12 protein-coding genes, 1 tRNA gene and 1 rRNA gene are annotated in these 13,016 nt (G+C 44.1%); 11 read left to right on the top strand and 3 right to left on the bottom strand.

The genetic code is table 11. The annotated features are described in order from the left end of the window. A complete protein-coding gene (gene miaB, locus F897_RS05250) occupies window positions 1-1,458 on the bottom strand; it encodes a tRNA (N6-isopentenyl adenosine(37)-C2)-methylthiotransferase MiaB (RefSeq protein WP_005233804.1) in 1,458 nt (485 codons plus the stop codon). 334 nt (window positions 1,459-1,792) lie between these two features. Between miaB and F897_RS05255 the strand changes: the two genes are divergently transcribed. The 6 genes from F897_RS05255 to F897_RS05280 all read left to right on the top strand — a co-directional run bounded on the left by F897_RS05255 (window position 1,793) and on the right by F897_RS05280 (window position 6,698). Further along, window positions 1,793-3,727 carry a lytic transglycosylase domain-containing protein gene (locus F897_RS05255; RefSeq protein ID WP_420864474.1) on the top strand — a complete coding sequence of 645 codons (1,935 nt, stop codon included), beginning with the start codon at window positions 1,793-1,795 and terminating at the stop codon, window positions 3,725-3,727. Window positions 3,728-3,761: 34 nt separating this feature from the next. After that, window positions 3,762-4,400 carry a ribonuclease T2 family protein gene (locus F897_RS05260; RefSeq protein ID WP_171065446.1) on the top strand — a complete coding sequence of 213 codons (639 nt, stop codon included), beginning with the start codon at window positions 3,762-3,764 and terminating at the stop codon, window positions 4,398-4,400. 172 nt (window positions 4,401-4,572) lie between these two features. After that, window positions 4,573-5,559 (top strand): malate dehydrogenase, encoded by a 987-nt coding sequence (locus F897_RS05265; protein WP_004786815.1) that lies wholly within the window; start codon window positions 4,573-4,575, stop codon window positions 5,557-5,559. A 176-nt stretch (window positions 5,560-5,735) separates the two neighbouring features. Further along, the gene (locus tag F897_RS05270) at window positions 5,736-6,014 is read left to right on the top strand and encodes a DUF2789 family protein (RefSeq protein WP_005233810.1); all 279 of its coding nucleotides are present in this window, start codon (window positions 5,736-5,738) and stop codon (window positions 6,012-6,014) included. 46 nt (window positions 6,015-6,060) lie between these two features. After that, window positions 6,061-6,324, top strand: a complete 264-nt coding sequence (locus tag F897_RS05275) for a DUF2789 family protein (RefSeq protein WP_005233812.1) — start codon at window positions 6,061-6,063, stop codon at window positions 6,322-6,324. A gap of 116 nt (window positions 6,325-6,440) precedes the next feature. Next, window positions 6,441-6,698 (top strand): DUF2789 family protein, encoded by a 258-nt coding sequence (locus F897_RS05280; protein WP_004786809.1) that lies wholly within the window; start codon window positions 6,441-6,443, stop codon window positions 6,696-6,698. Window positions 6,699-6,765: 67 nt separating this feature from the next. On the opposite strand, the gene F897_RS05285 is transcribed toward F897_RS05280, so the two are convergent. Then, the gene (locus tag F897_RS05285; protein WP_005233815.1) at window positions 6,766-7,293 is read right to left on the bottom strand and encodes a hypothetical protein; all 528 of its coding nucleotides are present in this window, start codon (window positions 7,291-7,293) and stop codon (window positions 6,766-6,768) included. 71 nt (window positions 7,294-7,364) lie between these two features. Beyond that, window positions 7,365-7,967 carry a 2OG-Fe(II) oxygenase gene (locus F897_RS05290; protein ID WP_005233818.1) on the bottom strand — a complete coding sequence of 201 codons (603 nt, stop codon included), beginning with the start codon at window positions 7,965-7,967 and terminating at the stop codon, window positions 7,365-7,367. 113 nt (window positions 7,968-8,080) lie between these two features. On the opposite strand from F897_RS05290, the gene F897_RS05295 reads away from it, so the two are divergent. The 5 genes from F897_RS05295 (at window position 8,081) to F897_RS05315 (ending at window position 13,016) form a co-directional block, all read left to right on the top strand. After that, window positions 8,081-8,938 carry a 23S rRNA (adenine(2030)-N(6))-methyltransferase RlmJ gene (locus tag F897_RS05295; RefSeq protein ID WP_004786802.1) on the top strand — a complete coding sequence of 286 codons (858 nt, stop codon included), beginning with the start codon at window positions 8,081-8,083 and terminating at the stop codon, window positions 8,936-8,938. A gap of 37 nt (window positions 8,939-8,975) precedes the next feature. Then, entirely contained in the window at window positions 8,976-9,797 is an 822-nt protein-coding gene (pssA, locus tag F897_RS05300) for a CDP-diacylglycerol--serine O-phosphatidyltransferase (RefSeq protein WP_005233819.1), read from the top strand. A 24-nt stretch (window positions 9,798-9,821) separates the two neighbouring features. Then, on the top strand, window positions 9,822-10,901 hold the full coding sequence (locus F897_RS05305) for a DUF6670 family protein (protein ID WP_005233821.1): 1,080 nt from the start codon (window positions 9,822-9,824) through the stop codon (window positions 10,899-10,901). 438 nt (window positions 10,902-11,339) lie between these two features. Then, window positions 11,340-12,878: ribosomal RNA gene (locus F897_RS05310) — 16S ribosomal RNA — on the top strand. A 61-nt stretch (window positions 12,879-12,939) separates the two neighbouring features. Next, a tRNA-Ile gene (locus F897_RS05315) sits at window positions 12,940-13,016 on the top strand.

Consider the following 13,016-nt stretch of genomic DNA (forward strand, 5'->3'; position numbering starts at 1 on the left):
TTACGCCACGTCAGGCTCAAGATTCAAGAGCTCACCGTAAACTAAATTTAAAGTTTTAATTTCGGTAATTTCGATCTCTGCAAAACGTCCTACCCACGATGCATCGCCAATAAAGGTGACATAACGGGTGTTGTCTGCTGTACCGACCAGAACGTTCGGATCTTTATCAGAAACTTTCTCAACCAGTACGCGCTGGACTGTACCGAGCATGGCATCTGTTTTACGAATACTGGACTGTTTAATCCAGTCCTGAACTTTGGCCAAGCGTTCTTTTTTCACCTGTTCAGGTGTCGTATCTTCCAGCTCTGCGGCAGGGGTGCCCGGACGTTTGGAATAAACAAAACTATAAGAATGGTCGAAATCCAGATCCTGAATAAACTGATAGGTTTCTTCGAAGTTCTCATCGGTTTCGCCCGGGAAGCCGATAATAAAGTCTGAAGATAAATGCATGTCTGGGCGAACTTTACGTAGTTTCTCGATTTTCTCGATATACACATCAATGGTGTGGTTACGTTTCATCGCCTGTAAGACATCATTGGAACCGCTTTGTACTGGTAAATGCAGATGTGACACCATTTGTGGCAGGTCACGATAGCACTGGATCAGATCATCGTTGAATTCCAGTGGATGCGAAGTGGTATAACGAATACGACCAATACCCGGAATTTCTGCAACCAAGCGTAACAGATCGGCAAAAGTACAGATTTTACCGTCGAAGGTTTCACCGCGATAGCCATTTACGTTTTGACCGAGCAGCGAAATCTCACGCACGCCTTTTTCTGCCAAGCCAGCAATTTCTGCCAGAACGTCATCCAGTGGACGAGACACTTCTTCGCCACGTGTATATGGAACTACACAGAAAGAACAGTATTTTGAACAGCCTTCCATGATCGAAACAAAGGCTTTATAACCTTCAACACGTGGTTCAGGCAGGAAGTCAAATTTTTCGATATCCGGGAAAGAAATATCCACCAGCTTGATTTTTTCTTTTTTCGGTTTTTCGACCTGCTCAAAATGCTGGTCCAGCATTTGCGGTAAACGGTGCAGGGTTTGCGGACCAAAAATCATGTCTACATAATTGGCACGTTTCTGGATATTGTCACCTTCCTGAGAAGCCACACATCCACCGACACCAATAATCAGATCCGGATTTTTTTCTTTCAGCTTGCGCCAGCGGCCCAATTCTGAGAATACTTTTTCTTGTGCCTTTTCACGGATCGAGCAGGTATTCATCAGCAGAATATCCGCTTCTTTAGGATCAGTGGTCAGCACATAGCCATGGGAATCGCCCAGCAGATCTGCCATACGATGACTGTCATACTCATTCATCTGACACCCTTGCGTTTCGATATACAGTTTTTTAACTGAATCATCGATGGCTGGGGTGTGCGCTGGCTGGGTGACAGTGTTTTCTGAGGCAGCTGGGGCACCATTCGGAATGAAGGTTTGAACCGTCATGTAGGCTCCTACAAGGTAATACGTCGAAAGAGTGAACGGATAATCCGCTTGCATAGACAAACGGGTAAATAAAAATTTAATTCACGTTCTGAAATCTTTAAAAGGCGCATATTTTAGCAGGAAAGTCGCTTAAACTTATAGCCTAAAATGCGGCTGGGAAAATATTGATTTATGGACAAAAAGTGTCTGAAAATTAATATTGTCTAATCATAAGGTTACATAAGTGAACAATACAGTGGGTTATAATTTTTCGGCTAACTCTTATGATAGGCAATAGGGGCTGGGCGAAAAATCGATGATAGAAGGCAAATTGATGTTTAAACACACTAAAAATATGAAGAAATATTATAAATTACTAAACTTGAGTGTGGCGTGTCTGTGTTCAATGAGTGCGCAGGCAGCAGAAGAACAATTTAATGATGCTTTAAGAGCGGCAAATACTGGAAATGTCGGACAATTACAACAATATCAGTCTGTCATGCAAAATGATGCCTTGGGCTATTATCCTGAATACTGGATTCTGAACCAGAACCTTGGCTCCCAACCTGCCAGTCAAATTATCAGTTTCGCCCAACGCTATCCTCAATCGGCTATGGCAGAAAAACTTGCAGCCGATTATGTCGAAGAAAAAGTCAAAATGGCTGACTTTTCTACTGCACAACCAGTTCTGCAATATGTCACCAATGCCGATCCGGCTGAATCCTGTGCAGTTGCACAAGTCCGTGCCAAAAGTGGCGATCAGCTGGTTTATGCTGAGTTTAAGGATGTTTGGCTGACCACAAACTCTCAACCTGAGTCTTGTACGGGCTTAGGACGCATGATGTTATCCAGTCCGCTTATGACCAATGAAGACCGCCAGCAGCGTTTGTGGGTGCAATTACGTGCTGGTCAGTCTGGACAGGCGATTGCCACTGCACAAGGTTTAGGGCTTAACCTGTCTCTGGCTCAGCTCAATACGATTCAGGCCAATCCAACCAATTACTTATGGTCGGCTCCTAAAAGTACTGCTGCTGATCATGCCTATCTGATTTATGCGTTGGGGCGTCTGGCAGACAGTGATCTCGATTCAGCAATGTCCATTGTAAAACGTACTGCTGAAGGCACGCCGGTACAAGTACAAAAAACACTATTCAGAACTGTTGGTTATATTGGCGGCACTACGGTAATGAAAAATAATTTTAACCGTGAAGTGCTGAACTATCTGGATGCCAGCTATGGTTTGCCATTTAGTCCAGAAGAAGCCGAAATTTATGCCCGTCAGGCGATTCGTTTTAGTGCCTGGGAAAGTCTGATTCGTGCCATTGATGCAATGAGTGTGAACCAGAAACAGGAAGACCGCTGGCAATACTGGCTGGCACGTGCCAGTGAACAGCGCACAGATCGCGCTTCAAAACGGGCAGCAGAAAGTATCTATAAAAAACTGGCGGTCGGTGAGGATTATCATAACCTGCTAGCGCGAGATAGATTAGGCCAATTAACGGCTTCTACACCGAATTCAGCACAGCCATCCAGTCAGGCTATGCAACGCTTGAACCAGGATATCCATTTCCGCCGTGCCTTTGCCTTACGTAATATTAATGCACCAGAGAATTATATTAACCGTGAATGGAACTGGGCAGTGCGTCAGGCTTATTTAAGAAAAGATGACGATTTACTGTTGGCAGCAGCCAAACGCGCGATGGATATGGGGTGGTATGACCGTGCCATTTATGCAGCGGATCGTACTGCGGACAAGCATAATTACAATTATCGTTATCCGATGCCACATCAGAATTATGTGGTGAGCCATAGCCGTAATGCCGGCATTGATGCTGCCTGGGCTTATGGTTTGATGCGTCAGGAAAGCCGGTTTAATACCGGCGCACGCTCTCATGTAGGCGCTGGTGGTTTGATGCAGATCATGCCGGACACCGCCAAACTGGTCGCTCGTCAAATGGGTGAGACTTATAACCCGGCAGCCTTAACTGATATGAACACCAATATCCGTTACGGAACTTACTATTTATCAACAATTCAGCGTCAATTGAGCAATAGTCCAGTACTGGCAACAGCAGGTTATAATGCCGGCCCGAACCGTGCCCGCCGTTGGCAACCCGAATTCCAAAGTATTGCTGCGGATCAATATACCGAAACCATTCCTTTACTGGAAACGCGAGATTATGTGAAACATGTCATGACGAACGCGACATATTACGGTATTTTATTAGGCCAGGGCGCACAATCGGTCGGTAAGCGTATGCAAGCCATTCCATTACGTAATACACCATAGCATTCAAAAAATCTAAGGGAAGGATAGTTTGTTGATCAAGGGAATAAGGGGTGCTCAAATTTCTGCTGGATGGGCTGCACTTTTATTTTTAGCAGCAAGTCCAGCTGCCTTTGCATTGCCAACGGGTTATGTCATGGACATCCAGATGGTACCGGCACTTTGCAGTCTGGATCCGGCCTACAGTAAAAAAAGAAAATGTCTTGAAGGTTATTCCCTAAATATTTCTGGTCTCTATCCTCAAACCACATCGACACATTGCACTACTACCAGTTCTGCAAAGTTACCGCCTTTGCAGGCTAAAGTGGTGGCGCGTATCATGCCGGATGAAAATACCCGCGCATTGCTCTGGCATAATATTGGCGGCTGTATTCCGATGAATGCTACACAGTATTTTCGTACGGTGATCAATCATGCTGATCGTCTGAAAGTTCCTGAAGAACTCACCGAGCAGGAAAGTCATACCGTTTCCATTGATATGCTGCGTTCCAAATTTCTGAAAATCAATCCGCAACTACCTCCAACAGCATTGCGCTTTAACTGTCATCAGACCCGCGCATCCAGCCTGCTGACCTCGATTCAGATCTGTTATAACGCCAATGGGGGCTATAAAGGCTGTCCTGCAAACATTATTAATACATGTCCAAAAACTGTTACAATAAAAGGGACATACTAAGCCTTTTAGTCAAATTAATTTATATTTCCTATCATACTTTTGTTGAAATCCATTCTCTTTTACATGCATCTCGAAGAGGATTGGAGTACAATCTTTGCCGTTTATGATTATTAAGATTAGATAGGACAGCTATTTAATCATTATGACGATCCTCTCAATTGGAGATAATTACATGAAGCAACCTGTTCGCGTTGCCGTTACTGGCGCTGCTGGTCAAATTGGTTACAGCCTATTATTCCGTATCGCAAGCGGTGAAATGCTTGGTAAAGACCAACCAGTTATTCTTCAATTATTAGAAATTCCTGTTGAGAAAGCTCAGCAAGCGCTTAAAGGCGTAATGATGGAACTAGACGACTGTGCTTTCCCATTATTGGCGGGCATGATCGGTACTGATGATCCTAAAGTAGCTTTCAAAGATGCAGACTATGCTCTATTAGTTGGTTCACGTCCACGTGGTCCTGGTATGGAACGTGCTGACCTTCTTAAAGTAAACGGCGAAATCTTCATTGGTCAAGGCCAAGCACTGAACGAAGTTGCTAGCCGTGACGTTAAAGTTCTTGTTGTAGGTAACCCTGCGAACACTAACGCTTACATCGCTATGAAATCTGCTCCAGATCTTCCAGCGAAAAACTTCACAGCAATGTTACGTCTTGACCACAACCGTGCGTTAACTCAACTTGCTCAAAAAGCGGGTGTTGCAGTTTCTGACATCGAAAACATGACTGTTTGGGGTAACCACTCTCCAACTATGTATGCTGACTACCGTTTTGCTAACGTAAACGGCGAAAGCTTGAAAGACAAAATCAACGATGCAGCTTGGAACAAAGACGTATTCCTTCCAACTGTTGGTAAACGTGGTGCTGCGATCATCGAAGCACGTGGTCTGTCTTCTGCTGCTTCTGCTGCGAACGCTGCAATCGACCATATGCGCGATTGGGCTCTTGGCACAAACGGCAAATGGGTAACTATGGGTATTCCTTCTGACGGTTCTTATGGTATCCCTGAAGGCGTAATGTTCGGTTTCCCTGTAACTACTGAAAACGGTGAATACAAAATCGTTCAAGGTCTTGAAATCGACGAATTCAGCCGTGAACGTATCAACGTTACACTGAACGAGCTTGAAGAAGAGCGCGCTGCAGTTGCTGACATGATCAAATAATTTAATCTTTTAAGATTAAGTTAAAAAAGCACTCCATTTGGGGTGCTTTTTTATTGCTATTTCTACAAAATTTAAAGAACAAAAAATAACATCTTGTGAAGGAGGGACAACTGAACTTTGCGAGTAGCTCATCTAGTTTAATAAGAAGAATCATCAACAAAAGAGGAGGTACTGAGATGTTAGAGCAGCGACCTACCATGGAACTTTTTTTTGAGCAACTCGGCTTGGATTCAAGCCCGGAAGCAATCGATGAATTTATTAAAACCCATCAGATTGGGATGGATGTCCCCTTACATAAAGCTCCTTTCTGGACCAAAAACCAACATGATTTTCTGATTGGCCACTGGAAAGAAGATGATGACTGGGCAATTTTCGTAGATGTACTCAATGAGCAATTGCATATTGAGGCAGAAGGGAGTGGTTCTTGTGATCTGCCTTCTTCTAAGCATCAATAATATTTTCAAATCAATGAACTGATTATTTTTATGATGGAGTGAGCGAATGGTATTAGAACAGCAAGTGACGTTAGAATTATTATTTGAGCAATTAGGCTTGCCTGCTGATGAAGCATCAATTGATGAATTTACCAAAAATCATCAGCTACCATCAGACGTGATTTTGCCGGATGCAGATTTCTGGAATGAGGGGCAAAGCGCTTTTCTTCGCGAACACTGGCATCAGGATGATGAATGGATCGTAATCATTGATAAACTAAACCAGCTTTTACATGTTGAAAGTGATAAAGAAGGCCCTGAAAGCAATTAAAGTTTCTTTATACAAAAAGACACAACAAAACCTAGTCCTTTGACTAGGTTTTTTTTATCTTATCTTATAAGTTAGTCCTATAAATAACTACAATATATCTGATATAAGGAGGGCATATGCTCGGGAAGAACCAACCATCCTTAGAAATGTTATTTTCTCAACTCGGCCTAGCTAACAGCCCGGCGGCCATCGAGCTTTATGTGCGTACTCATCAGCTACCTGCCCATATGTCATTGCATGAAGCACCTTTCTGGAATAAGGCGCAGCGTTCGTTGCTAATTAGTCATCTGGTACAAGATGATGACTGGGCAATCTGGATTGATGAACTGAATCAGCAATTGCATCTGGATGCAGATCGACGCCGTCTGGCTTGATTAAATTAATTCATAAAAAATGCCTCATCAATGTGAGGCATTTTTTATAAAAATAGATTTCGTTGTTCTAATGCATACGGCTACGCAAAATCTGAATAAACCATTCCAGTTGACGATATTCATCAAATGCCGGATGCTGGCCTACCAGTTCATGGTCAAAATGAGCTGTTTTACTGTATTTATTTAGCCAATGACGAGTCATGGCAGGCTCTTTCTTACTCGCAGATGCATAAGCCAGGAAGAAATAAATATCCGCATGCTCATAATTGGTCATCGGTTTTAGAATCTGCTGGGTAATGAGCGCATAACGATCTTCTTTGGTCAGCTCAAAGTAGATCATATAGGCTTTGGCCAGATGCAAAGACAGATTGATATACAAATCAAGTGGCATTTCTTCAAATTCAATCCGGCCTTGCTCCAGCAGAACGATCGCTTCTTGCAGGAAATGCACCTGCTCTTGACGTAACTGACTGATAGTCACCAGTTGCAGACGAAGATCAGCTCGTTCAAGCGCCAACTCAGGCGTATTGCCATTTAAAAATAGCTGATCTGTTTCACCAATGCGTGCAATGATCTCTTTGGGGGTTGGTCGCATGAACGCAGTCCTCATATCTCAATGATTGCTATATGAGGCTGAAAATTGAAATTTAAAGCGTGGAAAAAAGATTAGAGCAAATGGGTATCACTTCTTAGCCAGGCAGTGATTGATAAACGCTGGTGTTTGGCTTTTAAAACTTCATGCATTAAATCACTTTGGAAGAAAGCAATACGGTTTGGCTTAGGCTGGATAATATGCCATTGATCATTTTTATCCTGCAAATGTAGTTCGCCGCCCCAGTTATCTTGCCAATCATCATGTAAATAATAAACCGCAGAAATCATCCGGCCATTCTTGCCTTGAGGATTATCGCGATGCAGGGCATAGAACTCACCTGCGTTATAGCAGGCAAAATGGGCTTCCACATCTTTAATGCCGAGGAAGAAAGCGCGGTTCAGCTCATGACCTAAGGCCTGTAAGGTTTGCACATGCTGGTTAGAAATTTCCAGATCTTCATTGAGCCAGAGAATGTGATCACTGCGGATATTGCTAACTACGCCATTCTGAATGGCTGCATCACGAAAGCGTTCCAGATTGCTGGTACATTCAGCAATCAGCTGTTCAACATAGGATGGGGCATAAGCATTGTCGATCATGCTAAAACCATACTGATCTAGATCATCAAGAATCTGATCAACTGGCCAGGTTGCCGGGAGTTGAACTGCTTCCATAGAAACTCACCTAGAAGGGTAAATTGGGGTCGCGCTATTCTATGTAAGAATCGGGTCTGAACGAAACTATTTTTCATGTTAAAATAGCGGTTGATATTAGGAATTAATGAAACATGAATTACCGTCACCATTACCATGCTGGCAACTTTGCCGATGTCATGAAGCATGTATTGTTGCTTCAATTATTGACTCGACTCAATGCAAAAGATAAACCATATCGCTATGTGGATACACATGGTGGTGCAGGTAAATATGATTTATCCACCTCTGAAGCGCAAAAATCAGGGGAATTCCTGAACGGTATTCATCGCCTGATCAAACTGGATGATTCGGTCAAGCGTAATGCACCAGAAGGTGTACAACAATATTTAAAAATTGTTGAGAAAATGCGTGAAAACTTTGGTAAAGGTGCATATCCGGGTTCACCCTGGTTTGCGCTGGAAGGCATGCGTGAAATTGACAAGGCCACTATTTTTGAAATGCAGCGTGATGTGTTTCAGCAGCTACGTCATAACATTTTCGATAAACGTGCCGGTCTGCATGAGCGTGATGCGTATGAAGGCTTGCTCGCAGTCATTCCACCGAAAGAAAAACGTGGTCTGGTCATGATCGATCCGCCTTATGAGCTGGAGCGTAAAGACTTCCCTCAATTGGTTGAATTACTGGTTGCTGCTTATAAAAAATGGCCGACAGGCGTATTTGCAGTTTGGTACCCAATTAAAGACCGTGCCATGATTGAGCGTTTCGAGAAGAAAATGTTCAAGACCGGGATTCGCCGTCAGTTGGTATGTGAAATCTGTGTATGGCCAGATGATACGCCGGTGGGTTTAAATGGTTGTGGTTTACTGGTGATTAACCCACCTTGGAAGTTCTCTGAAGATGCAGACGAAGCGTTGCAATGGTTATTCCCGCATTTGCGTATGCAGGAAAATGGCGGTCATGCTGCAGTTCGTTGGTTAGTAGGCGAATAATATTTTAAAGATCGGGTCATAGTTAGGATCGACAAGAATGACAAGTACAAATAAGCCGGAACACGAATCTTCTAAAGATTTGCCATTTGATGGCATCACCTTCGAGGTGGAAGAGGTTGAGCATACCCAGGAAGGGCAAAGAGTTAAGCGTCGAGGTATCTATCTGTGGCCTAACCTGATTACAACCGCTGCGTTGTTATCAGGCTTTTACTCGATTATTGCCAGTATGAATGGCGAGTTTCAGCAAGCCATTTATGCGATTTTCCTGGCGGCCTTGTTTGATGGTCTCGATGGTCGTGTGGCAAGAGCGATTGGGGCACAAAGTCCATTCGGTGAACAGTTTGACTCACTATCCGATATGCTGGCCTTCGGTGTAGCGCCAGCCATTCTCATGTATAGCTGGGGATTAAGTGATTTAGGTCGTATCGGGCTGGCGGCTTGTTTTGTCTATACCGCTTGTGCGGCTTTCCGTCTGGCACGCTTTAATGTTCAGATTGGCGTAGTGGACAAACGTTATTTTATTGGCGTTGCGAGTCCATTAGCAGCCGTCATTATTATTTCACTGGTTTGGGTGGGATTGGATTTCCCGGCTGTGTTTGATATTCGTGACTTTACTGTACAAATCATTAATGCTGCGATTATTGTAATCGTTGGCTTGTTGATGATTTCTAATATCAAATACTATTCATTTAAAACTGTAGAGCGTAGACGAGTACCGTTTTTCGTGTTGCCAATCGCAGTGTTTATCTTTGCAGCGATGACTTATAATATTCCGGTAGGGATTCTCGTGATCTCTGTCATCTATGCCTTGTCTGGTTTCCTTACAACATTTATGGCAAAAAGACAGAGTACCTTATAACAATATAAAAATAAGGAGTTTGAGATGCAGTTTCTTCAAGATTTTCTAGATCGTTCGAAACAGCTGAATCAGACTCCTGCTGTTTCCCAGCATAATCTTGCCTATCATGGACCAAACCAGAAATATAAAATTATTCATCAGGGCCTGACGCTTCCTGATCTGCCTGCACCCCTTCATTATCTTAACTTTTTGAGTATCATCGGTCAGCCTAATGCACCGATGTTGGCAAACCCGAGTGCTATTCAAACCAATGCACTGGATACAGTCACAGTAATCTGTAGTACCAGTCCGCATATGGCTGGGCAATTAAATTGCTATTCAATCAAAAAGGATTGCAAGTTTCAGTATGGCCTGTTTCAGTTTCTGGATCGTGAAAAACTGACAGGCGACTTTCCGCATTTTCGTTTACAGCGTTTTGATTCTGAACTGAGCTTTGATCTCAGCATCCATACGACCAATCTGATTTCACACTTCACCCAAATGCGCTTTGCACTGGCTGATCATTGGTCTTTGCTCTGTTATTGTCAGGGTACCTTACATTATAAAGATCAGAAATATCTTATTGAGAGCTTAGGTAGTTTTGAATTTGCACGAAGCTTTAATTTTCCCTATTTGCCTTTAGCCTTTCTGACTTATCAGATTATTAACCTGAGTGAAGGACGACAATTATTGCTGGCACAAATTCGGGATAGTCTGAACAGCATTGTGCAGTCACGAATTTATCTGCGTGACCTGAAAAATATGACCAGTCAAATGTTCGATCAAAAAGTCTATTTCAAGGTGCATCGGGTTTATCCGAGTGTGACTACCCCAAATGGGCAAAAGATGTATCTGCCGCGTGAGTTTGAATGGTGCTATGAAGATGGCAAAGGAACACAGATCTGGTTGCAGGGACAAAGTCGGGGAGATTTCAAATTTGGTCTGGCTGCGGGTTATGTTGGAAGCTTTAATTACGAAGTCAGAATTAATGGCAAGACTGAGTATGGAGAAGGGGGCTATTGTGAATATATAGATTGTCGCTCCTTGCGCTTTCAGGAACACGATAAAAAAGAGAAATTATTAAGTACATTGGCCAATCCTGTACCTTTAATGCTCAAAAAATAGGGAAAATCGGCATTTTTGTAGAAATAATAATCAACTGAAGTATTTTCTTAAAAATAGGGGTTGCGCTTGTTTGGGATTGGTCTATAATGCACATCCATCGGCGGTGATGAAGATTAAAACTTCTGATAAAACAGTAACTTAGTTAAGATTGGTTAAGTTGGGTTTTAGAAAGGAAGTTTAAAAATAATTTTCATTACTGGTTGACTTTCTAGAGATAGAGAGTAATATAGCCGACCTAGCTTGCTACTGACGAAGTAGCAAGAAGATCATTAAGAGATTATGAAGAACAACTTGTGTGGATTTTTACTGGTTGATTGATCGAAATTATTTTCATTGATTGATTGGTTTGAATTACTCGAAGTTTATTTGAGCGAAATTTAAGTCAGGAAATTGATGAGCCAAGTTTAAGAACTTTACTTATAAAGTTCGAAATGATTTTAACTGAAGAGTTTGATCATGGCTCAGATTGAACGCTGGCGGCAGGCTTAACACATGCAAGTCGAGCGGGGATAGGGTGCTTGCACCTGATTCCTAGCGGCGGACGGGTGAGTAATGCTTAGGAATCTGCCTATTTAGTGGGGGACAACGTTCCGAAAGGGACGCTAATACCGCATACGTCCTACGGGAGAAAGCAGGGGATCTTCGGACCTTGCGCTAATAGATGAGCCTAAGTCGGATTAGCTAGTTGGTGGGGTAAAGGCCTACCAAGGCGACGATCTGTAGCGGGTCTGAGAGGATGATCCGCCACACTGGGACTGAGACACGGCCCAGACTCCTACGGGAGGCAGCAGTGGGGAATATTGGACAATGGGGGGAACCCTGATCCAGCCATGCCGCGTGTGTGAAGAAGGCCTTTTGGTTGTAAAGCACTTTAAGCGAGGAGGAGGCTTACCTGGTTAATACCTGGGATAAGTGGACGTTACTCGCAGAATAAGCACCGGCTAACTCTGTGCCAGCAGCCGCGGTAATACAGAGGGTGCAAGCGTTAATCGGATTTACTGGGCGTAAAGCGCGCGTAGGTGGCTAATTAAGTCAAATGTGAAATCCCCGAGCTTAACTTGGGAATTGCATTCGATACTGGTTAGCTAGAGTATGGGAGAGGATGGTAGAATTCCAGGTGTAGCGGTGAAATGCGTAGAGATCTGGAGGAATACCGATGGCGAAGGCAGCCATCTGGCCTAATACTGACACTGAGGTGCGAAAGCATGGGGAGCAAACAGGATTAGATACCCTGGTAGTCCATGCCGTAAACGATGTCTACTAGCCGTTGGGGCCCTTGAGGCTTTAGTGGCGCAGCTAACGCGATAAGTAGACCGCCTGGGGAGTACGGTCGCAAGACTAAAACTCAAATGAATTGACGGGGGCCCGCACAAGCGGTGGAGCATGTGGTTTAATTCGATGCAACGCGAAGAACCTTACCTGGCCTTGACATACAGAGAACTTTCCAGAGATGGATTGGTGCCTTCGGGAACTCTGATACAGGTGCTGCATGGCTGTCGTCAGCTCGTGTCGTGAGATGTTGGGTTAAGTCCCGCAACGAGCGCAACCCTTTTCCTTATTTGCCAGCACTTCGGGTGGGAACTTTAAGGATACTGCCAGTGACAAACTGGAGGAAGGCGGGGACGACGTCAAGTCATCATGGCCCTTACGGCCAGGGCTACACACGTGCTACAATGGTCGGTACAAAGGGTTGCTACTGCGCGAGCAGATGCTAATCTCAAAAAGCCGATCGTAGTCCGGATCGCAGTCTGCAACTCGACTGCGTGAAGTCGGAATCGCTAGTAATCGCGGATCAGAATGCCGCGGTGAATACGTTCCCGGGCCTTGTACACACCGCCCGTCACACCATGGGAGTTTGTTGCACCAGAAGTAGGTAGCCTAACCGCAAGGAGGGCGGTTACCACGGTGTGGCCGATGACTGGGGTGAAGTCGTAACAAGGTAGCCGTAGGGGAACCTGCGGCTGGATCACCTCCTTAACGAAAGATTGACGATTGGTAAGAATCCACAACAAGTTGTTCTTCATGACGATGTATCTGAGGGTCTGTAGCTCAGTTGGTTAGAGCACACGCTTGATAAGCGTGGGGTCACAAGTTCAAGTCTTGTCAGACCCACCA

This window comes from Acinetobacter variabilis (assembly GCF_000369625.1).
Taxonomy (GTDB): Bacteria; Pseudomonadota; Gammaproteobacteria; order Pseudomonadales; family Moraxellaceae; genus Acinetobacter; species Acinetobacter variabilis.